Annotated in this window: 21 protein-coding genes and 1 pseudogene; 7 read left to right on the top strand and 15 right to left on the bottom strand. The window is 63.5% G+C overall.

Features of this window, described 5'->3' with window-relative positions; translation table 11 throughout:
* Positions 1 to 26: 26 nt before the first annotated feature.
* A complete protein-coding gene (locus tag AO501_RS02270; protein WP_055576185.1) occupies positions 27 to 1,274 on the bottom strand; it encodes a glycosyltransferase in 1,248 nt (415 codons plus the stop codon).
* A gap of 36 nt (positions 1,275 to 1,310) precedes the next feature.
* Positions 1,311 to 2,153, bottom strand: a complete 843-nt coding sequence (locus AO501_RS02265; protein ID WP_231752305.1) for a phthiotriol/phenolphthiotriol dimycocerosates methyltransferase — start codon at positions 2,151 to 2,153, stop codon at positions 1,311 to 1,313.
* Positions 2,154 to 2,400: 247 nt separating this feature from the next.
* Here AO501_RS02265 and AO501_RS02260 point away from each other — a divergent pair, with 247 nt between their 5' ends.
* The gene (locus AO501_RS02260; RefSeq protein ID WP_156452271.1) at positions 2,401 to 5,814 is read left to right on the top strand and encodes an RND family transporter; all 3,414 of its coding nucleotides are present in this window, start codon (positions 2,401 to 2,403) and stop codon (positions 5,812 to 5,814) included.
* A gap of 170 nt (positions 5,815 to 5,984) precedes the next feature.
* Positions 5,985 to 7,265 carry a hypothetical protein gene (locus tag AO501_RS02255; RefSeq protein WP_231752304.1) on the top strand — a complete coding sequence of 427 codons (1,281 nt, stop codon included), beginning with the start codon at positions 5,985 to 5,987 and terminating at the stop codon, positions 7,263 to 7,265.
* 3 nt (positions 7,266 to 7,268) lie between these two features.
* Here AO501_RS02255 and AO501_RS02250 read toward each other — a convergent pair whose 3' ends face one another.
* Positions 7,269 to 9,023 (bottom strand): AMP-binding protein, encoded by a 1,755-nt coding sequence (locus AO501_RS02250; protein WP_055576183.1) that lies wholly within the window; start codon positions 9,021 to 9,023, stop codon positions 7,269 to 7,271.
* A 69-nt stretch (positions 9,024 to 9,092) separates the two neighbouring features.
* Between AO501_RS02250 and AO501_RS02245 the strand changes: the two genes are divergently transcribed.
* Positions 9,093 to 10,427, top strand: a complete 1,335-nt coding sequence (locus AO501_RS02245; RefSeq protein WP_306237235.1) for a hypothetical protein — start codon at positions 9,093 to 9,095, stop codon at positions 10,425 to 10,427.
* A 29-nt stretch (positions 10,428 to 10,456) separates the two neighbouring features.
* On the opposite strand, the pseudogene AO501_RS02240 reads toward AO501_RS02245, so the two are convergent.
* Positions 10,457 to 11,380 (bottom strand): annotated as a pseudogene (locus AO501_RS02240) (glycosyltransferase family 2 protein); the annotation flags it as partial.
* 42 nt (positions 11,381 to 11,422) lie between these two features.
* A complete protein-coding gene (locus AO501_RS02235; RefSeq protein ID WP_055576182.1) occupies positions 11,423 to 12,178 on the bottom strand; it encodes a GAP family protein in 756 nt (251 codons plus the stop codon).
* A gap of 307 nt (positions 12,179 to 12,485) precedes the next feature.
* On the opposite strand from AO501_RS02235, the gene AO501_RS02230 reads away from it, so the two are divergent.
* From AO501_RS02230 to AO501_RS02220, 3 genes are read left to right on the top strand one after another with little or no spacing between them, the layout of a single operon-like run.
* A complete protein-coding gene (locus AO501_RS02230) occupies positions 12,486 to 13,511 on the top strand; it encodes a glycosyltransferase (protein ID WP_055576181.1) in 1,026 nt (341 codons plus the stop codon).
* A 37-nt stretch (positions 13,512 to 13,548) separates the two neighbouring features.
* The gene (locus tag AO501_RS02225) at positions 13,549 to 14,403 is read left to right on the top strand and encodes a class I SAM-dependent methyltransferase (RefSeq protein ID WP_055576180.1); all 855 of its coding nucleotides are present in this window, start codon (positions 13,549 to 13,551) and stop codon (positions 14,401 to 14,403) included.
* A 37-nt stretch (positions 14,404 to 14,440) separates the two neighbouring features.
* The gene (locus AO501_RS02220; protein ID WP_055576179.1) at positions 14,441 to 15,247 is read left to right on the top strand and encodes a glycosyltransferase family 2 protein; all 807 of its coding nucleotides are present in this window, start codon (positions 14,441 to 14,443) and stop codon (positions 15,245 to 15,247) included.
* On the opposite strand, the gene AO501_RS02215 is transcribed toward AO501_RS02220, so the two are convergent.
* The 3 genes from AO501_RS02215 to gmd are packed head-to-tail and all read right to left on the bottom strand — an operon-like array spanning position 15,244 to position 17,956.
* Positions 15,244 to 15,978, bottom strand: coding sequence for an FkbM family methyltransferase (locus AO501_RS02215; protein ID WP_055576178.1), 735 nt, complete (start codon positions 15,976 to 15,978; stop codon positions 15,244 to 15,246). The genes AO501_RS02220 and AO501_RS02215 overlap by 4 nt on opposite strands.
* The gene (locus AO501_RS02210; protein WP_055576177.1) at positions 15,975 to 16,937 is read right to left on the bottom strand and encodes a GDP-L-fucose synthase family protein; all 963 of its coding nucleotides are present in this window, start codon (positions 16,935 to 16,937) and stop codon (positions 15,975 to 15,977) included. The genes AO501_RS02215 and AO501_RS02210 overlap by 4 nt, the downstream gene beginning before the upstream one ends.
* The gene (gene gmd, locus AO501_RS02205; protein ID WP_055576176.1) at positions 16,934 to 17,956 is read right to left on the bottom strand and encodes a GDP-mannose 4,6-dehydratase; all 1,023 of its coding nucleotides are present in this window, start codon (positions 17,954 to 17,956) and stop codon (positions 16,934 to 16,936) included. Before gmd ends, AO501_RS02210 begins: the two co-directional genes overlap by 4 nt.
* A gap of 235 nt (positions 17,957 to 18,191) precedes the next feature.
* Here gmd and AO501_RS02200 point away from each other — a divergent pair, with 235 nt between their 5' ends.
* A complete protein-coding gene (locus tag AO501_RS02200) occupies positions 18,192 to 19,748 on the top strand; it encodes a glycosyltransferase 87 family protein (RefSeq protein ID WP_055576175.1) in 1,557 nt (518 codons plus the stop codon).
* Here the strand turns inward: AO501_RS02200 and AO501_RS02195 are convergent.
* From AO501_RS02195 to rffA, 7 genes are all read right to left on the bottom strand, one after another.
* Entirely contained in the window at positions 19,745 to 21,019 is a 1,275-nt protein-coding gene (locus tag AO501_RS02195; RefSeq protein WP_055576174.1) for a hypothetical protein, read from the bottom strand. The genes AO501_RS02200 and AO501_RS02195 overlap by 4 nt on opposite strands.
* A gap of 26 nt (positions 21,020 to 21,045) precedes the next feature.
* The gene (locus tag AO501_RS02190; RefSeq protein WP_055576173.1) at positions 21,046 to 21,930 is read right to left on the bottom strand and encodes a class I SAM-dependent methyltransferase; all 885 of its coding nucleotides are present in this window, start codon (positions 21,928 to 21,930) and stop codon (positions 21,046 to 21,048) included.
* On the bottom strand, positions 21,914 to 22,579 hold the full coding sequence (locus AO501_RS02185) for an acetyltransferase (protein ID WP_055576172.1): 666 nt from the start codon (positions 22,577 to 22,579) through the stop codon (positions 21,914 to 21,916). The genes AO501_RS02190 and AO501_RS02185 overlap by 17 nt, the downstream gene beginning before the upstream one ends.
* A 2-nt stretch (positions 22,580 to 22,581) precedes the next feature.
* On the bottom strand, positions 22,582 to 23,346 hold the full coding sequence (locus AO501_RS02180; protein WP_055576171.1) for a phytanoyl-CoA dioxygenase family protein: 765 nt from the start codon (positions 23,344 to 23,346) through the stop codon (positions 22,582 to 22,584).
* A 7-nt stretch (positions 23,347 to 23,353) separates the two neighbouring features.
* The gene (locus AO501_RS02175) at positions 23,354 to 24,199 is read right to left on the bottom strand and encodes a class I SAM-dependent methyltransferase (RefSeq protein ID WP_055576170.1); all 846 of its coding nucleotides are present in this window, start codon (positions 24,197 to 24,199) and stop codon (positions 23,354 to 23,356) included.
* On the bottom strand, positions 24,196 to 25,128 hold the full coding sequence (locus AO501_RS02170) for a glycosyltransferase family 2 protein (RefSeq protein ID WP_055576169.1): 933 nt from the start codon (positions 25,126 to 25,128) through the stop codon (positions 24,196 to 24,198). The genes AO501_RS02175 and AO501_RS02170 overlap by 4 nt, the downstream gene beginning before the upstream one ends.
* Positions 25,129 to 25,225: 97 nt before the next feature.
* Positions 25,226 to 26,392, bottom strand: a complete 1,167-nt coding sequence (gene rffA, locus AO501_RS02165) for a dTDP-4-amino-4,6-dideoxygalactose transaminase (RefSeq protein ID WP_197419747.1) — start codon at positions 26,390 to 26,392, stop codon at positions 25,226 to 25,228.
* Positions 26,393 to 26,546 lie beyond the last annotated feature (154 nt).

Raw genomic sequence — 26,546 nt, 5'->3', positions numbered from 1 at the left:
ACATCCCCGAGGGGCGTTCCGAAGGCCTAATGACCGCGCCGGAAGCTGTTTTCCAGCAGGTCTGCGACCGCGGAAACACTGGCGGCGGGCTTGGTCATCCGGGCTGAAAGGTCACGCGCCCGGGCGGCGAAATCCGGAGCGAGAACCTTCTTCAGGTCGGACGCCAGCGAATCCACTGTGCTGCTCGAGAAGCGCCTGCCCCAGCCGACTTTCAACTGTTTGATCTGAGCCGACCAGATCGGTTGATCGGAGGTGACCCACAGAACCAGGGTCGGCACTCCGGCCCGCAGACCTGCAGCGGTGGTACCGGCGCCACCGTGATGGACGACCGCGCGGCAGGTGGGGAACACGGCGGCGTGACTGACCGCACTCACCACCTTGACGTGATCCGGCAACTGCAACCCCGCAGCCTGGTCGCGGGGTCCCGAACAGATCAAGGCCCGCTCCCCTAGGCGTGCGCAGGCCCCGCTGATCAGGACCAGGCGGTCGGTGAGCGATCCAACGGGCATGCTGCCGAATCCGAAGTAAATGGGCGGGGTGCCGGCCGCTATCCACGACGCGACCTCGTCGTCCACCGCGGTGGGCCGTTCCATGGTGAGAGCACCGACGAACGGTCGCCGCTCGTCCCACTCGGCCGCCAACCCCGGAAAGCAGAGTTCGTCGTAAGCCTGGATCTCCAGCACGCCACGTTCGGCCATCCGGTGCGGGGCCGGGCGGGATGCTTTCGGCAGGCCCAGGTCCAGACGCTGCGCGTTCTCGACACCTTTGGTCATCCGCCAGTACAGCTGGTCAAGCGTCTTCATGGTGTTGCGCACCACCGGGGCGGGAAAGCGCGCCGGGAATGCGACCTGACCGTTGGGCCGCATCGGAAAGAAATGCAGCGCGGTCAGCGGAATGTCATAGCGCTCAGCGACATTGGCGACGACCTCTTGGTAGATCTGGCCGGTCAACAGCACGTCGGCGCCGGCCGCCACGGGCGCCAGCGTCGCGGCCAGCTCCGCCCAGCCCCTGGTGACGGGCGCCATGGCCTCGCGCGCCAGTTTGACGGGGTTCTGGAACCGCCACCCGTTGTGCAGAAACTGCTCGTCCAACTCCTGCTGAGAGTCACGGAGCCCGTAGGCGACCGCCGCCAGCCCGGCCGACTCGACGAAGTCGATCAGGTTCGGCGGCACCGCCAGCAGCACGTCGTGGCCGCGTCGTTGCAGTTCCAGCCCCACCGCGGCACACGGCTCGATATCGCCGCGGGTGCCGTAGCTGGCGACGACGGCCTTCATCGTCGAAGCATCCCTCGAAGCATCCGTGCGGGACCGTCAATCCTTCACGAAGTGGTAGATGCGATAGGTGAAGCCGCCGTCCTTGCGCAGGTCCCGGTCCATCAGGCCGGCGGCATAGCGGGTCACCGCGCCCACGAATGCCGGCGCCCGGTTGCCGACCTGCTCCTGCGTCCGCCGGGTGATCGCGGCCAGCCCGCGCTTTGCCTCCGCTTCGATGTCGCGTTCGGAGACCTTGCGCAGCGGCGCCGCAGCCAGCACCGCCTCCCATCCCGCGATGTGGGGGATGCGGCGCGAATCGGTGTACAGGAAGTGCCCGCCCGGGCGAAGGACCCGCACGACTTCCTCGAGGAACTTCGGGAAATCGGGATACTGATGCGAGGCCTCGACATTGAGCAGCACGTCGAACGATTCATCGGGGAACGGCAGGTTCATCGCGTCGCCCTGGACGAAGTCCAGCCCCGGCAGCCTGTGCCTCTTCTGGCACAGCTCGATGCTGGCCGGGTTCAAGTCCAGGCCGGTGTAAGACGCCGGGCCCAGCGTGCGCACGATGTAGGACGCTCCGCCGCCCGCACCGCAGCTGACTTCGAGCACCTTCTTGCCGGTGAGATCGATCTGACTGGCGGTCTGGTGGTACAGCTGAATGCCGTACCGGTTCTGTTCGTCGGCGTCCGACAGGGGCAGACCCAGCGGCGGGTCCTCCTCGTAGCCGAAGTTGAAGAAGACCACATCATTGCCCACCTGGCGGGTGCCTAACGGCAGGAAGTACTTCGTGGTGAGTTTGGCAACGATGGGGTTGGATTGCAGGCGGTATCTGAGAGCCACCGGGAGAGTGTCGCATGACTCGCGCGCGCTGCGGGCCGAAAGCGCCAAGCTGGACACCCGTCAGATAAGCACATCCGTCCAACTTTCGGCCGGCGGAGCTATCCCGCAGGGTGGCTTGATTCCGCTCAGTGACGCGTTTCACAGCCACTCCCGATTGCTCAAATAATGGCGCTGGTCAGGTTCTTTCAGGCACAGCCAGGCAGTGGCGTGCGCCCGCGGACGCGAAGCCACGGAAATTTCGGAATATTTCGTTCCCCCACCTGACCAGCGCTCCTCCCTGTACGGTGATTACGTGGCGCGGCAGGTGAAATCGCACGACGAAGCCAAGGTCGGGGGGATCTTCGACCGCGTTGGCGACTTCGTCGTCAAGCAACCGTGGCTGGTGATCGGCTCCTGGATCGCGGTGGCCGTGGTTCTCGTGCTGACCTTCCCGCCCCTTCAGGTCCAGGCCGCCAAGCACGAGCCGAAGCAACTTCCGGACAACGCGCCGACCATGATCGCCCAGCACGAGATGGCCAAGGCCTTCAGCGGCGGCGCCAGCGTCGGCGGCAAGGGCGGCTCCCTGCTGCTGGTCATCCTGACCGACGAGAAGGGTTTGAGCGCCGCCGACGAAGAGACCTATCACAAGCTGATCGACAACCTGCAGGCCGATACGGCGGACAAGATGCAGGTGCAGGATTTCCTGGGCACGCCGAAGGCGCGGGAAGTCTTCGAGAGCAAAGACAAGAAGGCCTGGAACCTCCCGATCCAATTGCCCGGTGACGCAACGTCTCCCGAGAGCCAGCAGGCGCTGCGGAACATCACCGCGATCGCGAAGAAGACGGTTGCGGGAACATCGCTGAACGCCTACATGAGCGGACCGGTCGCCACCGTCGCCGACGTGCAGAAGATCGGCGAAGAGGACGTCCAGATCATCGAGACGGGAACGATCATCAGCGTTCTCGTCATCTTGATCATCGTGTACCGAAACCTGGTCACGATGATGATGCCACTGGCCACCATCGGGGTGTCCATCGTCGGTGCACAGGGTCTGTTGTCCGCGTTGGCCGAAATGGGCTTCGTGGTCAACATGCAGAGCATCGTGTTCATGAGCGCCGTCATGATCGGCGCCGGGACGGACTATGCCGTCTTCCTGATCAGCCGATATCACGACTTCGTGAGACAAGGTGAAGCCTCGGACGTCGCCGTGAAAAAGGCGCTGATGTCCATCGGCAAGGTGATCGCCGCCTCGGCGGCCACCGTCGCCGTCACCTTCCTCGCGATGATCTTCACCAAGCTGGAGGTGTTCTCGGCCGTCGGGCCGGCGATCTCCATCTCCATCGTCGTGACGCTGATCGCGGCGACTACCTTCCTGCCGGCGGTCCTGGTGATCGTCGGCCGGCGCGGCTGGATCAAGCCGCGCCGCGACCTGACCACTCGGTTCTGGCGCATTTCGGGATCCCGCATCGTCCGGCGTCCCGTGATTCACCTGGTCGGCAGCCTGGTCATCCTGCTCGCACTGGCCGGCAGCACGAGCCTGATCCGGTTCAACTACGACGACCTCAAGACGGTCCCGCAGGACATGGACAGCGTCCGGGGCTTCAACGCACTGAATCGTCACTTCCCGATGAACTCGATGAGCCCGATGGTTCTGTTCGTCCAGTCGAAGAGCGATCTGCGCACTCCGGCAGCCCTGGCCGACCTGGAAATGATGTCGCGCCGGATCGCCGACCTGCCCGACATCGTCATGGTGCGCGGCCTCACCCGGCCCAACGGGGAACCGCTGAAAGAGACCAAGGTGTCGTTCCAGGCCGGTGAGGTCGGCAGCAAGCTCAACGAGGCGTCCTCGGCCATCTCCGAACACGGAGGAGAGCTGGACCATCTGGTCGGCGGCTCCCGGCAACTGGCCGACGCCCTGGCCCAGATTCGGAGCCAGGTCAACGAAGCCGTCGCCAGCTCGGCCGGGCTGGTCAGCATGCTGCAGAACATGCTGCAGCTGATGGGTGGGGACAAGACCATCCAGCAGCTCGACCAGGCGTCCGGCGCTGTCAGCCGTATGCGGGCGCTCGGCAACAACTTGAGCGGGACCGTCAGCGATGCCCAAACCACGGCGGTGTGGGCCGCCCCCATGGTGACGGCCCTCAATGAAAGCCCGTCCTGCAACGCCGACCCCGCTTGTGTGCGATCGCGCGGACAACTGGCGGCCATCGTCGAGTCCGGCAACAACGGCCTGCTCCGCTCGATCCAAGCGTTCGCGGTCACGTTGCAACAGACCGATCAGTACCAGACGCTGGCGCAGACGGTAGGCAAACTCGACGACCAACTGAAGCAGATCGTCAACACCATGAAGATGGTGAAAGGTCTGCCCAATACGCTGTCGCAACTGCAGCAGGGGGCCGGGGCACTGGCCGACGGCAGCGGCGCCGTGGCGGACGGCGTCCAGGCACTGGTCGATCAGGTCAAGAAGATGGGTGGCGGCCTCAACGAGGCTTCCGACTTCCTGCTGGGAATGCGCCGCGACGCGGAACGACCGAACATGGCCGGGTTCAATATTCCACCGCAGATCCTGAGCCGTGACGACTTCAAACAAGGCGCCCAGGCGTTTCTGTCGCCGGACGGTCACGCGGCCCAGTACCTGGTGCAGAGCGGTCTCAACGGTTTCACCGTCGAGGGCATGAATCAGATCCGAAAGATCGTGCAGACCGCCAACTCCGCGTTACCGAACACCGAATTGTCGGACGCCAAGATCGCCCTGATCGGCATGCCGACTGTGATGGCCGATACCCGCGACTACTACAACAGCGACATCCGGTTCATCGTCATCGCGACGATCATCATCGTGTTCCTGATTCTGGTAGCACTGCTACGGGCCGTCATCGCGCCGCTGTATCTGATTGCATCCGTGTTGGTTTCGTACCTGTCGGCCCTCGGCCTGGGCGTCATCGTCTTCCAGTTGATCTTGGGTAAGGACCTGCACTGGAGCCTGCCAGGACTGTCGTTCATCCTGTTGGTCGCCGTCGGCGCCGACTACAACATGTTGCTGATCTCGCGAATCAGAGATGAGTCACCGCACGGCGTGCGGGTCGGCGTCATCCGCACCGTGGGCTCGACGGGTGGTGTGATCACCTCGGCGGGGTTGATTTTCGCAGCGTCCATGTTCGGCCTACTGGCCGCCAGTGTGACTACGATGGCTCAGGCCGGCTTCACCATCGGTATCGGCATCGTCATCGACACGTTCCTGGTGCGCACCATCACCGTTCCCGCGCTGGCGGCGATGATCGGCCAGAAGAACTGGTGGCCCTCACAGATGGGCCGGACCAACAAGAATCGCAAGAAGAGCAAGTTCGAACAGCAGGCCGACGTGTGGCTGGCCCGCACCAAGCGGTTCGTCACGGGCAAGGCGCCCGCTCCGCCGCCCCGACCCAAAGTGGTTCGCGTGCCGAAACCCAGGCCGGTGGGCAGCACCATCGACCTGCTGCCGGCCCACTCACTACCACTGTTCGGCCTCAGTACCGTGCCCGACTACGACCTGTCGAAGTGCGCATCGCAGACCAAACGCAAGCGCAGGGCGAAAGAGATGCGCCTGGGCAAGCAACAGGTCGATCAACTGCTGACCCATTCATTGCCGCTGTTCGGTCTCGCAGATATGCCGGGTTACGAAGAGCTGCAACAAGAGTCGAACGGTGACCGCCGGGTCGATGCGGTGCGGCCGAAGCCGGATACCCCGGTCATCACCTGAGCCCGCTCCTCGCCATCTAGCTACCTGACGCAGCCATCGAAGCTGGGTAGCTGGTCGCCGACCTCCGGCGGATTGCAGTAGCGCACTACGTAGTTCGTCTCACCGCGCGCGAGTGACGATTCTCTGGCGCAGCGCCGCGAGTTTCCGCGGCCGAACCGGGGAGACGGACGATGGTTACTCATCCGCCGAGCAAATCCGCCCAGTGGGCAACCTTGCCGGCTGTTCGAACCCCGGCGGCGCAGCAACGCAGGGTCTTCTCGGTGGTCATGGGTTGGACTACGGCATGGGCGTTGTTGCATCTGTACGTGGTGGCCGTTGGCTTTTCGAATGCCATCTTCTGGCTGACGTATTACGTCCCAAACTATGAGTTCGGCTTCGTACGCCGCGGGCTGGGCGGTGAAATCATTTCCTGGCTGCCTGACTCGTGTTACTTTCCGGCCGCCTATACGCTGCTTTGGGCGTCGACGGTCGTGTGGTTGACGGTCGTGGCTGTATTCATGCGGCGGGCGACGTCTGCGGGCGTCGGATGCGCGCGGCGCACGATGTTAGCTCTGGCGATACCGGTACTGCCCTTTGCGCTGTCCTACGCACTGTATTCTCCCCACCCGGAACTGTTCGGCATGTCCGCGCTGCTGGCTTACATCCTGGGCCTCACCAGGTGCCAAACTCTGCGTGCCACAGCGTATCTCAGCGCGACGTACGGAAGCGTCACGGCCGTTCTGGCACTGCTGCACGAAGCGATTCCCCTACAAATGGCGCTGGGCGCGGTGCTGGCGATAGTGGTGCTTCCGAAGGAAACAACACGTGCCGCCAAGCGCCTCTGCGCCGCTCTGGCGGTGGGACCCGGACTTCTCTCCACGCTCGCGGTAGCCGCCTTCGGGCACCGTGATGTCGCTGCCAAACTGTGCGGTCAACTCCCCCACGGAAACATTGACAACCCATGGGCGGTCACCAAAACGCCTGGCGCGGCGGTCGATTACCTGCTCGGCCGAATCGAAAGCCAGACGGACTTTCACGACTGGGTTTGCGAGAACGCGCTGCCGATTCTTGATGCCGACACGAACGCCGCGATGGGGTTGGTGGCCGGCTACGGCGTCGCGCGGTTACTCGGTTCGTTCCTGCTCGGACTGATCTTCTTCCTGGGCACGATGTGGATCGTCCGATACTTGTCGGCCGTTCCGATCCGAGTTCTCCTCAGCACCCTGAAGAGCAATCCCATACTGGTGGCGGTGGCGGCAGCTCTGTTCGTACCGATATTCGCCACGGGTGTGGATTGGACCCGTTGGTGGATCATCGTTTCCGCCGACGTCGAACTCGTATACATCGCCTACGCGATCACCCGTCCGGAAATCGAGCGGGCAACGTCACACCGGACCGTCACCGTGTTCATGTGGGTGGTCATGGCGTTGGCGGTACTTCCGCTCGGCGCCGCCAATAACGTTGGCGTGTAAGAGCTAAGCGTCCAACCGAACGAACTCGCCCCGGCGGTAGAGTTCCCCGCACTGCGCGCGGCGGGGTTTGCCACTGGTGGTGATCGGAATCGAACCCTGGGCAACCAGCACGATGTCGGACGCACTCAGGCCGTGAGCCTTCGAAATCGCCGACGTGACTTCACGTTTGATGAAGCTGAAACGCTCCGCCGCCTCCTCTGGCGATTCGTCCTTCTGCTTGAGTTCGATGATGGTGACGAGTTTCTCGACGCCGTCCTGCGGAACCGCGATCGCCACGCACCTACCCGGACTGACCGTCTGGATGGTCGCCTCGATGTCGTCGGGCGAGTGGTTGCGCCCGTACACGATCAGCAGGTCCTTGATGCGACCGAGAATGAAGAGCTCGCCCTCGGAGTAGAACCCGGAGTCCCCGGTGCGCAGCCACGGACCCTCCGGTGTGCCGGGGGTGGGGTTGACGATCGACGCGTCGAAGGTGGCCGCCGTCGTCTCGGGGTTCTGCCAGTACCCGGACGCGACGTTGCCGCCATGTACCCAGAGTTCGCCGACGGTCCCTTCCGGGCACTCGATTCCGGTGTCGGGATCGACGATGCGGACTTCCTGGGTGTCCACCACGCCGTAGCTGACAAGCGGTGTGCTGCTTTCGCTTTCGCCTTCGATGCGTTCGGCGTGGCCGTCCGGCAACTTCGTGGCGTCGAAGTTGACGATCTTCGGCGGCTGCCCCGCCTGCCGGGTGGCGACGTACACCGTGGTTTCGGCCATGCCGTAGGACGGACGGATGACCTTGGGGTCGAGTCCGAACGGAGCGAACCGGTCGACGAACCGCTTCAGCGTGACGGGCTGCACCCGCTCACTGCCGTTCAGAATGGCGTGGATGCCGCTGAGGTCCAGGCCTTCGAGGTCCTCGTCCTTGGTCTTGCGCGATGCCAGATCGAACGCGAAGTTCGGCGCGGCGGTGAAACCCAGCGTGTTGTTGCCGAGCATCTGCATCCACCGGGCCGGCCGCTGCAGGAATCCGATGGGGCTGGTCAGCTTCGCCGGCATGCCCGTCAGGATGGGCATGATCAGTCCCAGGATGAAGCCCATGTCGTGGTAGAACGGCAGCCACGACACCACGGTCGATCCCGGCGGCGCGAGTTTGCCGTAGACGCCGTAGTAGGCGGTCATGATCTGCTCGAAGTTCGCCATCAGGTTCTTGTTCGACACCATCACCCCGGCCGGGGTGCGGGTGGAGCCGGAGGTGTACTGCAGGTAGATCGTCTCCGGCTGGTCATACCGGGCGCGGCCGGCCGCGCCCGGCCGACCGTCCAGCTGCAGCTTGTCGAGTTCGATGATCTCGGTCTTGACGTCGCCCGGCTGCTCCCGGACGTACTCCGCCACGTTGTCGACGATCGACGACGCCGTGAACACCACGGCCGGCGAGGTGTCGGCCAGCACCGACGCCGTGCGTTCGTCGTGGGCGCCGCCCATTGGAACCGAAAGCGGTACGGCGATGACCCCGGCGTGTAGCGACGCCAGGAAACTCACGATGTAGTCCAGGCTCTGCGGCGCCAGAATCAGCGCGCGGTCCCCGGTCGTCGCGTGCTCGCGGATCAGCGCGGCGAGGTTGAGCATGCGCACATACAGCTGTGACCAGGTCAGGGTCAGCTCGACGCCGTCCCAGGAATGGTCGTAGTCGATATAGGTCAGCGCAATGTCGTTGGGCTGCAGACTCGCACGCTCGCGCACGACATTGGGAAGTGAGGATTCAACCACGGACATCAGACTACCTTTGCCGAGGACCCAGCTTTGGAAAACGGGATTCCAAACGGGGTGGATAATTGCCCCATCGTGGACAACCGACTCGCGCACATGGATCAGGTGTCGTTCCTGGGTGTGCGGGCGCTCGGGTACGGGACGCTTGCCCAGGTTGTCTGGTTGTACCAGCGCCAGATCGATATCGACGGGCTGCGCCGTTTTCACCACAACCTCGGCCATGGGTTGCTGGGCCGTCGAATTGAACGCTCCCCCTTGCCTTTCGCCCGCGACCGATGGGTGGTGTCGCTGGGCCCGGAACTGGAGATTGCCGGGACGCCACGTCCCCGGGCCGAGGTGAACGCGTGGGCATACGAGCGCGCCTGCCGGCCCATCGACCCCGAATTCGGGCCCGGCTGGCACCTGGGTGTGCTGCCATTGGAGAACGAGGGAGCGGCCATCAGCCTGGTTGCGTCACACACGCTGGTGGACGGACTGGGGTTGGTGGAGGTGATCGCCGACGCGGCCAAGGGCCGGATTCGGGACTTGGGCTATCCCCCGCCCGGCTCGCGCACCCGTCGGCAGGCGGTGCTCGAGGACGCGCGGCTCACGCTCGCATCTGCGCCGGAGCTGGCCAAGGCGCTGGCGGCCGGACTGCGACTGGCGCGGCAGGGCCGAAAAGAGTTCACATCGTCGATCGCGGGAGCTCCGCCCGCCCCACGGACGGCGCGCGCCGACCTCCCCGTCGTGGTGCCCACCCTGGTGGCCTACGTCGATCTCGCGCATTGGGATGCCTGCGCGGCGCGGCTCGGGGGCACCAGCAACTCGCTGTTCGCGGGATTCGCCGCCAAACTCGGCGCGCGCATGGGCCGGCACGCCGCCGACGGGACCGTGGCCCTGGCGTTCCCGGTGGGCCAGCGCGTGGCAGACGACACCCGCGGCAACGCCATGACCTTCGCCAATATCGCCGTCGACCCCGCTGACGCGGCGTCGGATCTGACGGAGATACGCGGGAAGCTCAAACAGGCGCTCACCGAACGGGCCGCGCACGCCTACGAGCTGCTGGCGCCGCTGCCGCTGGCCGCCCTGACGCCGCCGTGGGCGGCGCGGAAGCTGGTAGGGGTCGGCTTGGGTTCGGCTGCCCTGCCGGTCGGTTGTTCCAACCTGGGTCCACTGGATCCCGCGGTGATCCGACCGGACGGCTCCGACGCCGACTTCGCATACGGACGACTCATCGAGCCCGGCATCAGCAAGCGCGCGTTGGACGGCATGGGCGGCCAGCTTTTCGTCGCGTCCGGGCGGATCCCCGGCAGGGTGTTCGTCAGCGTGGTCGCTTATCGGCCCGGCGGCCGGAACTCTCCAGAAGCGTTGCGCGAGCTGGTATCCGAGACGTTCGCCGAGTTCGGGCTGACCGCCGAAATCGACGGCTGAGCCGGCCGGATCGTCGAATCCCGCAGCTCACGGGCGAGGCGGAACTCACGGAAGGGCGCCATGGCCAGCGTCTTCACGTGCTGGCGACGCTGCGGGCCCAGGATGGCGACCTCGATCAACAGAGCCAACCAGGCGGGGATCCACCACAGGGCCGCGGCGATCCGAATACGGTTGGGCGACATCGGATCCAAAATCATCCAGGTGAGTACGTGCTGGCGGTCCAGCAGGTTGCGCCGGGTCGCCATGACTCGCGTCGTCGCCGTCGCCGTGGTGTGGTTGCGCACCGAAAGCTCCTGCGGGACAAAACGCACTGCCGACCGCAGCATCAGGCGCATCCAGAAGTCGACATCGACCAGCTGAAAGATATCGGCACGGAACCCGCCGGCATCCAGCGCCAGCTGACGACGGAACATCACACAGGTCGGTTCGCCGATCCAGTTGTCCTTGGCACCGCGGGCCACCATCTGGGTGACCAACGACGATCCCTGGTTGTACTCATCGAGTTTGCGAAAGTGGGTGTGGATCCGGCCGTAACGCCGCGCCCAGTCGGCGTCGTCGGTCTCGATCTGCCGCGGCGCGAACGCCACGCCCACCGCGGGATCGTCGAAGCAGGCGGCAAGGGTCTTGAGGGCACCCGGCAGCAGCCAGTCGTCGCCGTGCACAAACTGGATCAGGTCACCGCGCGCGACTTCCAGGCACTTGTTGTGATTTCCGTTGAGTCCCAGCCGGGGCGAGTTGCGCACCAGCCGGTCCTGGGGCCGCAGCATGGCCGCAGCGATGGCGGCGCAATCGTCGGTGGAGTCGTCGTCGACCACGACGATCTCGAAGTCGACGCCGTCCTGGTCGAGAATGCTGCGTAATGCGCGGGTGATGGTGGCGCTGTTGTTGTACATCGGGATGCACACCGAAACACGAGGCACGGCAGCTGATTGGTCAGCGTGGTCGGGTTGCACCGTTTTTCAATCTCGATGCGGCGTAGCGCACCTGGCAGCAGCTCAGAGAGCCGCCACGCCCTGGAACAGAGTGAGGCAACCGACTCCGAAGAGGATCGTCACCGTCATCTGGCGGCGGTACGTGCGCACCCAGGTCTGAATCCGCATCATCACCTGCTCGGTACGTTGCGGCAGCGCCAGGTAGGCAACCAAGGGAATCTCGATGACCATGAGCACCAGCAGCACGAACACCAGGAACGCCCCAAACTGCGTCCCGATCTCGGCTCCCGAGGCCATGATGAAGGTCAACGCGATCACGCTCTCCATGGGCGGAACCGATGTCGCGATCCCGACCAGGAATGCGGGCCACACCACGTCGCAGTTCAGCATCCCCTGAACGCGGGCACCCGCCCGGGCGAAGAGTCCCGGCGGACGCTGCTCGAGCACCATCGTCGGCAGTCCGCCGCTACCCACCGCTACCGGGATCCCGGCCTGTGCACGGGACTGCGCCAGCATGCGGATGGCGAGCATCAGCATGATGACCCCGATGGTGACCTGAAGGCGCCCACCCGACAGCACCACTGTGGTTTCGCGGAAGTCGTTGGCCATGGCGACTGCGGTCTGTATGGCGACCACGGCAACTTCGCGGACGAAAACGAGCACCGCCACGGCGACGGCGACGGCGGCAACCATCCCGCCGGCCCAGAAGACGAAGAGGTTGAGCATGGGACGCTTGCGCGACATCATCACGACAGCAAAACCCAGCCGTGCAGGATCTATCGCCATCCCGAGGCCCATCAACAACACCATCGACCACATCACCGAGGACGTTACTAAAACACGACGCCGCTCGTGGCGTTACTGAGAAATTACTGAAATATGTCCTCTGAGCAGCAACGTTTGCCGCATCGGGCGTGTTGCGGCCGACAGCGCCTCGAACAGGCGGGCGAACCGGCGCACCCGCCGTCGGCTTTGAGGTTGTTTGCGCACGCACAGGTGTTCGGTTGCGGCCCCGGGCCACCCGACGCTGGCTATACTCCGCGAGCGTGTGCTGTACGTCCGGCGTCCCGAAGGCGGCGGTGCCGACCCAACGGATCCCTGCCGCAGCGCACGAAGGAGGCTCGCGGTGACCGAACCGGCGGTCGACGCGCCCAAAGTCAGCATCGTCACCACCACCCACAACCAGGAAACCTACGTTCGTCAGGCGTTCGACAGCTTCATCGCCCAGCAGACGGACTTCCCGGTGGAAATCGTCGTCGCCGACGACGCCTCCACCGACAGCACACCGTCGATCATCCGCGAGTACACAAGCCGGTACCCGAACATGTTCCGCCCGATCTACCGGCCGGAGAACTTGGGCCTCAACAAGAATCTGGTCGGCGCACTGTCGGAGTCTCGCGGCGAATACATCGCGTTGTGCGAGGGCGACGACTACTGGATCGACCCGCTGAAGCTGCGCAAGCAGGTGGCGTTTCTCGACCGGCATCCGGAGACCACCGTGTGTTTCCACCCCGTGCGGGTGGTCTGGGAGGACGGCTACGCCAAAGACTCGATATTTCCCCCGGTCCACGTGCGGGGCAACCTGAGCGTCGACGGGCTGATCCTGATGAACTTCATCCAGACCAATTCGGTGATGTACCGCCGCCTGCCGCGTTACGACGACATCCCCGCCGACGTGATGCCGCTGGACTGGCACCTGCACGTCCGGCACGCCGCCCGGGGCGAGATCGCCATGCTGCCCGACACCATGTCCGTCTATCGCCGGCATGCCGAAGGTATGTGGCACAACCAGGTCATGGACCCGGCCAAATTCTGGCTGACCCAGGGTCCGGGGCATGCTGCGACGTTCGACGCGATGCTCGATGTGTTCGCCGGCGACCCCGCGCGCGAGGAGCTGATCGCGTTCATGGCGGACTGGATCCTGCGCCATATCGCGGAGATCCCGGGCCCCGAGGGTGAGGCCGCGCTGCAAAACACCATCGCAGCGCACCCTAGATTTGCCATGCTGGCACTACAGCACCGCTGGGCGACCCCGGCGAGGCGGCTTAAGATCCAGTGGCGCAAGCTCGCCGCCGCTACGCCCAGCCGGAAGGGGCTCGTGGATATTTGGCCATCCCGCCTGCGGCACTCAGCCGGTCCCGCTGATAGCTGACAAGGCACGAGACGACGACGGAAGGATCTGGCAACAGATGGTGGCAGGAAAATCGGACGCAGCGGTGCAATTCACCGCTCACAACGTCCGCCTGGACGACGGCACCTACACGATTCCCGGGGCAGCGCAGTCGGTGGACGAGTATTCGTGGTTCAAGTCGTCGCGCGGCATCCTGGACACGGTGTTTCCCGGAGACAAGAGTGAGCGACGCCTGGCCGATATCGGGTGCCTTGAAGGCGGATACGCAACTGAGTTCGCGCGCTTGGGTTTTCAGGTACTGGGAATTGAGGTTCGTGAGCTGAACATCGCGGCTTGCAACCACATCAAGTCGAAGACCGATCTGCCGAATCTGCAGTTCGTTCAGGACAATGCGCTGAACATCGCGGATCACGGGGTTTTCGACGCGGTGTTCTGCTGCGGTCTGTACTACCACCTCGAGAATCCCAAGGCCTACCTGGAAACCCTGTCGGCGGTGACCAACAAGCTGCTGATTCTGCAGACGCACTTCTCGCTCATCAACCGCAGTGACAAGTTGCTTCGGCTGCCCACTACGGCGCGGCAGTTCACCGACCGGGTGCTGAGGAGGCCCGAGCCGGTGAAATTCATGCTCTCAGCCCCCACCGAGCACGAGGGCCTGCCCGGCAGGTGGTTCACCGAGTTTTCTGACGACCGCTCGTTCGGTAAGCGGGAAACGGCGAAGTGGGCGTCCTGGGACAACCGCCGATCGTTCTGGATCCAACGTGAATATCTGCTGCAGGCGATGAAGGACGTCGGATTCGACCTGGTGTTGGAGGAGTACGCGAACCTGGAGCCGAGCATCGCCGAGTCTCTGCTCGGAGGTTCCTACGCCGCGAATCTGCGGGGCACGTTCATTGGTATCAAGACCGGTTGATCCACGGATCACCGCACCAGCATCAGGAGAGAATTCGGTGACTTCGGCTCCGACCGTCTCGGTGATAACGATCTCCTTCAAGGACCTCGAAGGGTTGAAACGCACGGTGGAAAGCGTGCGGGCGCAGCGTTACGAAGGACTCATCGAGCACATCGTCATCGACGGCGGGTCCGGCGACGAGGTCCGCGACTATCTGTCCGGGGTCCGGCCCGCCTTCGAATACTGGCAGTCCGAGCCCGACGGCGGCCGGTACGACGCGATGAATCAGGGCATTGCGCACGCCTCCGGTGACCTGTTGTGGTTCCTGCACTCCGCGGATCGCTTTTCCGAACCTGACGTGATTTCCCGGGCGGTGCAGGCGCTTTCGGGCAAGGTGGCGGCACGCGATCAGTGGGGCTTCGGAATGGATCGCCTGATCGGCATGGACCGGGTGCGTGGTCCTATCCCGTTCAGCCTGCGGAAGTTTCTGGCCGGCAAGCAGGTCGTTCCGCACCAGGCGTCGTTCTTCGGGTCTGCGCTGGTGGACAAGATCGGAGGCTACGACCTCGATTTCGGGATCGCGGCCGACCAGGAATTCATACTGCGCGCAGCGCTGCAGCGAGAGCCGGTCACCATTGAGCGGGTGTTCTGCGAATTCGACACCACCGGAGTGGGATCGCACCGGGAACCGAGTGACGTTTTCGGGGACCTGCGGCGCATGGGTGACCTGCACGGCCGCTATCCCTATGGGGGCAGGCGGATATCGCGCGCCTACCTGCGTGGCCGGGAACTTTACGCTTACAACAGTCGATTCTGGGAAGGCGTGTTCGGACGGCTGTCAGCGAATAAGGAGCCGCCTGGTTAATCGCTGCCGCGGAAGAAGATTCCGTCGGCCTGCAGCATGCGCCCGTTACGGGGGTCGGTGAAACCAGGTAGCAACGCGGCAAGGGTGAAGCCCAGCGAATCTACGAGCTCCAGCGCTTCCCGAATCAGCATGCCGCCCTCATAGAGTGGCTGGAAAGACAGTTCGAGCTGCAGACCGACGCAGCGGTCTTTCACCGTCGACTCGGCCCCGTCGAGGACCTGCTTCTCGAAGCCTTGCACGTCAATTTTGAGGAACGCGACATCGTTCGGCCGCAGCACTTCGGAGACCACGGAGTCCAGTCGGTGTATCGGAACCTCTTCGGTGCCAACGTAATTTGCCGGCGGAAAGGCGTCCTGGTGGCGCTGCAACATGGGCAGAGCCGAACTGCTGGCACCCTCGTTGCCTGCGACATTGATGGAAATGGTTCCGTCGGTGTCACCGAGTGCGCAGTGCCGGGTGTCCCACTGCGGATCCGTCGAGGCGTTGCGTTGCAAGGTCGCATACGGCCCGGACAGCGGCTCGAAAGAGACAATGCGTCCGGTGTAGCCGTTCTCGCGCAGACCGGTGGCGTACTGGCCCGAGTTTGCTCCGACGTCGAGCACCACGGCGACCTGATGTGCTTGCAACTGACGCAGGAAATTGCGCTCCCAGTCCAGTTCCGGGAAATAGTGGGAGACCTCGATCCCCCTGCGACGGAGCGTGTTTCGCAGGATGCGCTCTAGCCTGTTCACTGCCGGACCGTCTCGGCGTGCTCCCGATACCAGGCCACGGTAGCCTCAATCCCCTCCCGCAGCCCGACTTTCGGCTGCCATCCCGCCTCCCGCAACATCGAGACGTCAAGCAGCTTGCGCGGCGTTCCATCCGGTTTGGTGCTGTCCCAGCGGGTTTCGCCGGTGTAACCCACCGAGTCCGCGACCATCGCTGCGATCTCGGCGATGGTGTGGTCGATGCCGGTACCGACGTTGACCTGGGTGGGCCCGTCGAAGTGCTCCAGCAGATGCAGACACGCACCGGCCATGTCGTCGACGTGCAGCAGTTCGCGCCGCGGGGTCCCGGTGCCCCAGTTGGTCACTTCCGGCGCTCCGCCGGCTTTGGCTTCTTCGTATCTGCGGATGAGCGCCGGCAGTAGGTGAGAGCCGGACGGCGAGAAGTTGTCGCCAGGCCCGTAGAGGTTGGTGGGCATCGCCGAAATCCAGGGCAGGTCGTGCTGCCGGCGCACCGCCTGAACCTGGAGGATCCCCGCGATCTTGGCGATGGCGTAGGCGTCGTTGGTCGGCTCCAGCGGACCGGTGAGCAGCGCGCTCTCCGGGATCGGCTGCGGGCTCAGTTTCGGGTAGATGCACGACGATCCGAGGAACAGTAGCCGCGGGACCCGAGCCGCGACCGAGGCGTCGAGCAGATTGACCTGAATCTGCAGGTTTTCCGAGAGGAAGTCAGCGGGATAAGTGTTATTCGCCATGATGCCGCCGACCCGGGCTGCCGCGTCGATGACGACCTGCGGGCGCGCGTCAAGCAGGAAATCGAAGGTAGCCGCACGGTCCGTCAGGTCCAGTTCAGTGCGCGACCGCAGCAGAAGATTGGTGAAGCCCTCGTCTTGGAATCGGCGCAGCAGGGCCGACCCCACCAGGCCGCGGTGGCCCGCAATGTAAACCGGCGCCGAGCGGTCCAGTTCGCCGATGGCGCGCGTCATGCGCGACCCGCAAGCATCGGCTTGTCGATCCACGGCTTGCCTTCGCACTCCAGCGCCGCGATGTCCGCATCGACCATGATCCGGGCCAACTCGCCGGTGTGCACCGAAGCGCGCCAGCCCAGCGAATCTGCAGCCTTGCTGGCGTCACCGATCAACGAGTCCACCTCGGTGGGCCGCAGATACCGTTCGTCGAACTTGACGTACTCCTGCCAGTCCAGGCCGGCGTGCGCGAAAGCGGCTTCGGCGAAATCGCGCACCGTGTAACCGCGCCCGGTCGCCAGCACGTAGTCGTCTGGCTCGGGCGCCTGCAGCATCCGCCACATCCCTTCGACATATTCGGGCGCGTAGCCCCAGTCACGGATCGCGTCGAGATTTCCCATGTAGAGATCGGATTGGACGCCGGCCTTGATACGCGCCACCGCCCTGGTGATCTTGCGGGTCACGAATGTCTCACCGCGTCGCGGGGATTCGTGGTTGAACAGGATGCCGTTGACGGCGAACAACCCATACGCCTCGCGGTAATTCCTTGTCGCCCAATAGGAGTAGACCTTGGCCGCGCCGTACGGCGACCTCGGGTAGAACGGGGTCAGCTCGTTCTGCGGTGGCGGCGTGGCACCGAACATCTCCGATGACGACGCCTGGTAGAAGCGGCACTGCACGCGCGAGAGCCGAACGGCCTCCAGCAGTCGCATGGATCCCATGCCAGTGGTGTCGCCGGTGTGCACGGGTTCGTCGAAGCTCACGCGCACATGTGACTGTGCCGCAAGGTTGTACACCTCGTCCGGTTCGATCGTGCTCAGCAACGTGACCAGGCGGGTTCCGTCGATGAGGTCGCCGTAGTGCAGGAACAGCTTGGCGTCCGGCTGGTGCGGATCAACGTAGAGGTGATCGATCCGGGACGTGTTGAACGTCGAGGCACGACGAATGAGGCCGTGCACCTCGTATCCCTTGCTCAGCAGCAGCTCGGCGAGATACGAGCCGTCCTGACCAGTGATTCCGGTGATGAGCGCCCGTTTCATCCGATTGCCTTTTCTGTCGGTGCATGCGTGTCGTCGCATGTCCGGCGTTTCGTCATCGAGGCCGTCTCACTTCTCCGTTGGCTGCTGCGGCACGGCGCCGCTGTGGATTCATAGTAAATGTCGGGGGCGGGCGGCCGTGGAGCGATGAAGAATTGAAAGCCAGACTGCCCGTTGGCTGACCTGACGGCCACCGCTCCTGCTACCGTGTCGCGCAGAACTGGGGAGGAGCATCCAGATGAATCGACCCCTCGGGGTGCTGCGTGGTGCGGCAACCGCGACCCGGGAGCGGATCTCGGCGGTCACCTCCCAGTCCGAGCGGACGCTGCTGCTCGGCACGATCCTGCTGGGGTCGGCACTCTCGGCGGTGACGGCCTACGTCCTTGTCCAGTGCTACGCGGTCGACGTGGTGTCCACGCTTCTGCTGGTCCCCCAAGACTGCTGGCTTGATTGGGGCATGAATGTCGGCCGGCACTGCTTCAGCGACTACGCGATGATCGCGACCGTCGGGGTGCGCGCCAATCCCGCCGAGTACCCGGTCCTGCTGCCCCCCAGTTACCTGCCCGGCCCCATCGGGACATGGGCTCCGGCACGTTTGCCCTATACGTTGTTCGCGTTTCCCGCACACCTGCTGGGGGTGCCGCGCCTGGGGCTGATCAGTTATCTGATCGCAATGACGGCCGCGCTGATCTCTCCTGCCATCTGGGCCGCTCGCGGAACCCAGGGTTTAGAACGTGTGGTGGTGTTCGTCGCGCTGGCTGTCGCAGCCGTACCCGCGTGGGGAATCATCGACCGCGGCAACTCGACAGGGTTCGTCGTGCCGATCGCGCTGGTCTTCTTCGTCGCGCTGTCCCGCCGCCGGTGGGGCCTGGTCGCGTTCATGGTGGTGCTGGCCGTACTCCTCAAGCCTCAATTCGCCGTGCTGGCGATGGTGTTCTTCGCCGCACGGCAATGGCGCTGGGGCGTTATCACCTTCGCGGGCATTGCGCTGTCCAACATCGCCGCCTTCATGTTGTGGCCGAAGGGCTTCCCAGGAACGATCCCGCAGTCCCTGCACGACCTGATGAAGTTCAACAACACCAACGGCGGACTCCAGGACACGCGCAACGTTGCCTTCGCCAGGGGATTACTGCTGATCCCAGACAACATCAAGGCCGCCCAAACCGGCGGCAAGATCCCGGAAGACTTCCTCGCAGGCCCGCGAACCCTGATTGGCTTTGCAATCCTGGTCATCGTCGTCGTCAGCGTGCTGGCCCTTGGCCGGCGCATCCCACCGGTCATGGCGGGCATTGTGTTGCTTGCCACGGCCACGCTCGCACCGTCATACGCCGCCTTCTACTACCTGGTGTTTGCTCTGCCGATCGCCGCGCTCCTGGTCCGCGACCCCAACGGAGCGCCGGGTGCCGGCATATTCGACAGAATCGCGGTCGGTGGCGTGCGCCGGCGCGCGGTTGGCGTCACCCTGACTCTGGCGACCGCGCTGAGCATCGTGAACATCGCCGTCCCGGGCCGGCCTTTTGAAGCAGATATTTACGGTCAAATGGGTGCCAGGGGCGTCATCGGACACACGCTGCTCGTCCCGACGACCGTCGTGTACGCGTCGTTGTTCTGGCTGCTCGCGTGCGCTGTCATCCTCGCCTCGTACGCGCGGCGGCCGGCGGACCCGAGCGAGGGCGACGATCTTCAAGCCCAGGAAAGCGGGGCTGATGCCCCTGCCCCCGCAGAGGCCATTACGACGGAATCCGCACCTGCAGAAGCCGCCGGCGGGGGCAGCAAGACGCCTCCCACCAGCTAATTGCTGCCGGCAACCGATCCTCGACCGGGCGCGCGCGCCAGTGCGCCCAGATGGATGGCGATTCCTACCAGCGGACCGCACAACAGCGCGATGATGGTGCGCGTCTCAAGGCCCACCGGCAGCAGCAGCAACAACGTCGAGGCCACCGTTGCGCTAAGCCAGCCCAGCAGGTAAGCCCCGTGCAGAGCGGCTGCGACCGCGCCGGCACCGGTCAGCGACAGTACGGCGATCGCGACGGCCGCCGCCGTTAACCAGGCCAGCAGCGCCCCGCTCGCCCGGTAATCAGGGCCGAATCCGATCCGCAGTAACCACGGGCCGGCGAATCCTGCGGCCAGCACCCCGACCGCGCCGAGCGCCCCGATGACCAGTGCCGGTCCGATCAGTGCTCGGAGACGTTCGGTGCGCTCGTCGACGAAATGAGCGATCAGGTTGCCTTGCATCGCGCTCAGCGGGATCAACAGCGGCGCACGGGTCAAGGTGACTGCCAGGATTAGCACTCCGCCCGTGGCTCCCAGCTCCTGCGAGGTCGCCTTGAGCAGCACTGGAAAGCCCATCACCAGGATCGCGCTGGCGCCCGCCGCCGCTACCGAATGAGCGGCGCCGCGCAGAAATCCGGCAACCCCACCGGGCGTCAGTTCACGCGCCGCCGAGCGCGTCGTCGGCGAAACAGCCAGCATGACCAGCCAGGCCACCGCACCGGCGGCTGCGGCCCACAAGTACCCGCCCAACCCCCAGCCCGTGACCACCGCGGCCGCGGCAACCGCTACCCGGATGATGGGGTCGGTCATCATCAGCAAACCGTAGTGCGTGAACCGACTTGATCCTGCCAGGGCTCCTAGCAGTGCCGACTGCACGCAGAATCCGGCGAGTCCGATACTAAGCAAACCCACTGAGAGCCAGCGCTCGTCGCTGAAGACTTGGCGGCTCCACAGCGGCGAGCTCGCAGCGATCATGACGCAGGCCGCGACACCGATCATGCCGGCGATTCGGACCGGGCGAACACTCTGGTCCGCGGCCACCTGCGTCTGGCGCGCCGCGCGGACCTCGCGGGTGGTTTCTTGAAGGAGGCCGTTGGCCGCACCGGTGGCCATTCCGAGCGCCCCCCAGAACACGCCGAATACCGAAAAACCGGCCGGCGGCAGGTCCCGAGCTGCCAGATAGATAACGCCGTAGCTGCAGAGAGCCGTCACCGCGGTCGCGGCGCCGACCCACACGACGTTTCCTCGCGCGATCGGCGCCGCGGTGGGCGCGGTGTCACCGAGCTCAGTCACGGGACCGGCAGTTCAGCTGCGCCATCTCATAACTTCTTCGTCAACCGCACATCCATGACCGGCTGCAACGTCGCAGGAATCAGACCCGCCAGACGGTGCAGTCGCATCCCGGCGGCAATGCGGATACCGTTGACCATCCAATCCGGGCGTCGACTGGCGAATTGCTCGTCCATCAGCGCACGTTCCAGCATCGAAACCATCGTGCCCCGGTCGAAATCAAAGGTCAGCCGCGGGTCTCGCCGCGCAAACCGCGCGACCTTCGGCACGGTGATCCAGTTGAGCGAGCGCCACACTCCGTCCGGATCCTCCATCCGCGAACTGTCCTGGATGCGCCGGCGCATCACCCGGGCCGTCAACTGTTTGGTGAGCACTGTCGGCATGTTGAAGTGTGGTTCGTATGGGAAGACGTAATTCGGGCACATGAAGTGATACGAAGCACCCGGCTTCAGCACGTCCGATACACGCGCAATCGCCTCCTCCGGCAGGTCGATATGCTCCATCACATTCAACGAAAAGGCAAAGTCGAATTGCCTATCGGAGACGAAGTCTTCGGCCTTGCACGGGGCGATCGTCGGCTTGATGTCAGCCAATTCGAGCACAATATCGCCGAGCCGCTTGAACTCATTGAATCCCTCGCCGGTCGGCTCGATCGCCGTGATATCAAAACCTTCGGCCGCCAGCTGGCAACTGAGCAGGAAGACTCCGCCACCCACTTCCAGGAGCGCTGGTTGTCCGGATAATCGAGCAAGATCTGCGTTTAACCATTGGCGGGCGAACTTCGCTTCGGCCGCCATCGTGTCGAACAGCGGTAGCAACTCGCGAGCGTGCGAATCGAGATAAGTCCTGATACGACAGAGAAATTCGTCCATGCGCGCGATTGCGCCATTCAGCTCACTAGTCAACACATACACCCTTCGCGGCATCGATCACTCCAGCTTCACGGGCCGGCACACCCCAATAGCGATGCAGGTCGCGCGTCGGCTCCCGGACCAGCGTCTGGGCGCCGATCAATGCCTCGTTACCGATAACGATATGCTGCAGAATCGTTGAAGAAAACCCGATGAAATTCGCATCCCCCAGCCGCGCATGCCCGCCAAAAGTAACGTTAGCCGCAATGAAGTTGTGGTTGCCGATCACCGTGTCGTGACAAATCGTGGTGTTGGACCAGATGATGTTATTCGTACCGATACGCACACCCGGCTCGATAACCACGCCAGGGAAAACGAGGTTACTCTCGCCCAGCCGTGCACTCTTAGCCACATAGCTGGCCGGGCTCACCAAATTAATGCAGTGGTACCCCGCTTTGGTCACCTGCTCATACACCATTCGGCGACGGCGCATGACGCGATAGCCCAACGCGATGAAACAATCGGTATCTGCGGGTGTGAAACGCGCTTGCATCTCCGGCCATTCAATCACCGGCACGCCGTGGAACCACTCTTGCGTTCGGTATCCTTCGTCCACCACGAAAGCGGTCACCTCGCGACCGTGTTCCTCGGTCGCGTAATAGCGCACCATCCCGGCCAGCTCGGTAGCGCCGAAGATCACCAGATTGCGCATGCCTAACCCTGGTTGGGTTTGTACAAGCGCTGCTCTTCGGGCAGGTAGAACTCATCCAGCGAGGTCGGCATACGAACATTCATGCCCAGCAGTCGTTTGCCATTCTCCCCGAGCGAATCAATTATCGATTGCGGAACCAAGCGCGGGAAGTCGAAGCGCTGCCGCATGTACGAGCGGCAGGCGTTGATGGTCAGGCTGTGGCGGGTGCGGGTGGTCGTATTGCGCCCGGCCGCGTGCACCAGCCGTCCGTGGAAAATCACCATGTCGCCGGCTTTGCACAGTGCCCGACTGGCATTGGCGTAGAACGCCTCCTCCTCCGGCAGCGACTCGAACCGGTGCGATCCCTTCCAGTAATAGGTGGCACCGTTCTCCTCGGTGAAGTCATCGAGCGCGATGATGACACCCATGTTCGTGCTGTAGCCCGGAATGTGGCGCGGCGAGTCGACGTGTACGCGGCTGCCGTAGTTACCTTGCTGAGGCACCAGCGAGGAGGATTGGTACGCGTACACGATGCAGGTCTCACTCAGCACCGCTGCCAGGTACTCGTTCATCGCCGGGTTATCCAGCAATGCCGCCATGCGCTCACCGCGCACCATGCAGTTATGCACCATGCCCCGGTCGAACACATCTGGGTAGTCGACCGCATCCTCGGCGATCGCCGCCTCGAGTTCTGCGCGCAGCAGTGCCACTTCCGCCGGGGTGACTACCTGCGGCACCACCGCCAGTCCGTCGCGCTCGAACGTTTCCAGAATCGCTTGATCTACCATTTCTCGCCTATTTAGTGAAGATGAAGTTGAGGTATTTATAGAGCGGTGACGCGACCGGCAGGATGCTCGACAGGTATTCGTGAATCTGCTCGGCGCGTTCGAACGACTGTTCGTGCATGACCTTCCCCTGCCCGAGGAACCAGTCGTAGTCGATACGGCAGGCGCTGAAGCCGATATCCAGCGCCAAGTCATACATTTCCTTTGCTTCGAAGCCTTTCTTCAGGGCTTTGATCGGTTCAGCTTTGTCGAGCATCGTGCCGTCTACTCCGAAGTTCTCGGCGTAGTAGTCACCGTTATGCAGCGCGCCCTTGATCTCTCGCGTGACTATCGGCGAAATACCCATCACGGCTTTTCGTTCGGCCACATCCATGGCAGCGATGAAGTCGCGGTTGGGGTTCAGGCCGGAGAAGAATATCCCACCCGGTTTGAGGACCCGATAGACCTCCTTCAGGAAATCCCCGGCGTCGAAGAGGTGGTCCATGAACGAGTACGCGGTCGCAAAATCGAAGTGGCTGTCCGGGAACGGCGTCTGCTCGGCCATCGCTTCGTGCAGAAAGACGTTTCCGGAGCTCAGGTCGACCTCCTTCATCATCGCCTGCGTGATATCCACCCCGTGGACTTCACCGAACCGATCCTTCATCAGATCGATCATGAAGCCGGTTCCACAACCGAAGTCGACGACCCTGCTTGCCGCCGAGTCCATTTCTCCGGTCAGCGAGACCACCAAGGCACGCACCTTGGCGATATTCTCGGGCCGAAAATGCGGACTCTTCTGGTACTCCCCCGCCTCGACCAGCATGGAATGGACATACTTATTAGCTTCGAGCGTGTCTTTCTTGACTGACTGGCTCATGCGTGATCCTCACAATAAACGGTTTTGACGATGCTGGTGGGTCGTTGTTTGACTTCACTATATATCTTGGCGATATAGATGCCGACGACACCAAGCGAGAATATGGTCACACCGCCGATGAAGAAAAGAATGGCGACAAGCGATGCCCAGCCCACCACCGAGTAGCCGAAAAGCAACTTCTGAATGATGACGTACAAAATGACGAACGTCGCGGTGATGACGAACAGTATCCCAGTGTAGAAAACCATCAGCAGCGGCTTGGCGCTGAAGGATGTGACGGCATCCACCACCATGGTCAGCTTACGTCGCAATGTGTAAGTCGAATTGCCGTCAAAGGTTTTTTCGGCCGGCAGGTAGTGCTGGTTGTACCCGGCATGCGCCCAGATGCCGGGGATGAATAGTTCGCGCTCCTGGTAGGAGACCAGGCTCTCGACATACCTGCGCCTCATCAGGCGCGAGACCAACTCCCGATTCGAGATTTTGATGTAGGAGAGGAAATTGAACAGGTCGTAGAACCACGAGCTGGCCAGCCGGCGGGTGAGACCGCCCTGCTTCCTCGTCTGCGACTCCCCGATGACCACATCCGCCTCGGGATGCTCGACCAGGTAGTCCCAGAATGGCGTCAGGTTCTCCGGGCACTCCTCCAGATCCACGTCGATCAGGAAGACAAATTCGCCGCGGGCACGCTCCAACCCCGTCATCATCGCGCGGTGATGGCCGAAATTGCGCGAGAGGTCGACGATGACGATGTGGTGATCGCGGGCCAGCAGCTTTTTCGCTACCTCCAGTGAGTCGTCCGGCGAGCCGTCGTTGACGAAGACCAGTTCGTAGTCGTCGGTGATCGCACTCGCCGCCGCCGTCACCCGGCGGTGAAATTCTTCTATGTACCGCGACGATTGATAAAGCGTCGTGACGATCGAAAGTTTCATGCGAGCACACGCCTCGGGCAGGAAATCTTGTCTCCGGCATAGGCCAGCGGGCCGCCGCGTCCGTCATGCCCCGAATCATCGAACACTTGCCTGGCAGTCATGGTCGTTGCATCACCGTGCCGCGACGGTCGCTATAGAAGTCGAGCACGGCCTGGCCCACCTCGTCGACCTCCCGATCCGTGAGGTCGAAATACATTGGCAGCCTTACCAATCGAGCGCTGAGTTCCTCCGTCATCGGCAACTTGGCCGGCGGTATGCCCAGCGTTTTTGCGAATGGCGAAGAGTGCAGCGGCACGTAGTGGAACACCGCAAGGATGCCGGCGGAACGCAGATGCGCGATCAGTGCGGTGCGCTCTTCGATGTCGGCGGTCAACATGTAGAACATGTGGTAGTTGGTGGTGCAATCGTCGGGCACCACCGGGAGTCCGATCAGACCCTGCTCTACAAGCGGGGCCAGCAGGGCGGCGTAGCGGTGGAAGATCTCGCCACGGCGCCGGGTGATCTTGTCCATGTTCTCGATCTGGCCAACCAAGAAGGCGGCGAGCATATCTGAGGGCAGATATGAAGAGCCCACGTCGACCCACGTGTACTTATCAGTCTGGCCGCGCAAGAACTGACTGCGGTTGGTTCCCTTCTCGCGCAGAATTTCTGCGCGTTGTTCCATCGCCGGATCGTTGATGACCAGAGCGCCGCCCTCGCCGCACGAGAGGTTCTTGGTTTCGTGAAAGCTGTAACACCCCAGGTGACCGATCGTGCCCAGCCACCGATCTTTGTAGCGGGCGAAAACCCCTTGTGCCGCATCCTCGACGACCAGCAGACCGTGGCGTTCCGCGATGTCCATGATGACATCCATCTCGCAGGCCACACCGGCGTAGTGGACGGGGAATATGGCCCGGGTGCGCGGAGTGATCGCCTGCTCGATGAGCCGCTCGTCGATATTGAGCGTGTCCGGGCGGACATCCACGAACACGGGCTTGGCGCCTCGCAGGACGAAGGCGTTCGCGGTGGAGACGAAGGTGTAGGACGGCACGATCACCTCGTCACCGGGCTGCAAGTCACAGAGCAGAGCGGCGAGTTCGAGCGCCGAGGTGCACGACGTCGTCAGCAACACCCGTTTGGCGCCGAAGCTGTTTTCCAACATGGCCTGGGCACGTTTGGTGAACGGTCCGTCCCCGCTGGCGTGCTGCCCGGCGACGGCCTGGCCGACATAAATGAGCTCCGAGCCGACGATCGAGGGCTTGTTGAACGGGATGCGTATGGTCATCGGGCAATCCTCTTCGCATCCCGCCTGCTGCCCGCAGACGCAATCGTGTGCACCCCAGAAACCAGAAACGCTAGCACGGGCCTTGACCCCGGATGGTGGACACGGGATTTGTGTTACGCAGCTTCGGGCAGCGTAGTGGTTGTGTGATTCTTTT

This window comes from Mycobacterium gordonae (assembly GCF_001417955.2).
Taxonomy (GTDB): Bacteria; Actinomycetota; Actinomycetes; order Mycobacteriales; family Mycobacteriaceae; genus Mycobacterium; species Mycobacterium gordonae_B.
The sequence above is the reverse complement of the archived record's forward strand: the minus strand, read 5'-3'. Positions and strand labels throughout refer to the sequence as shown.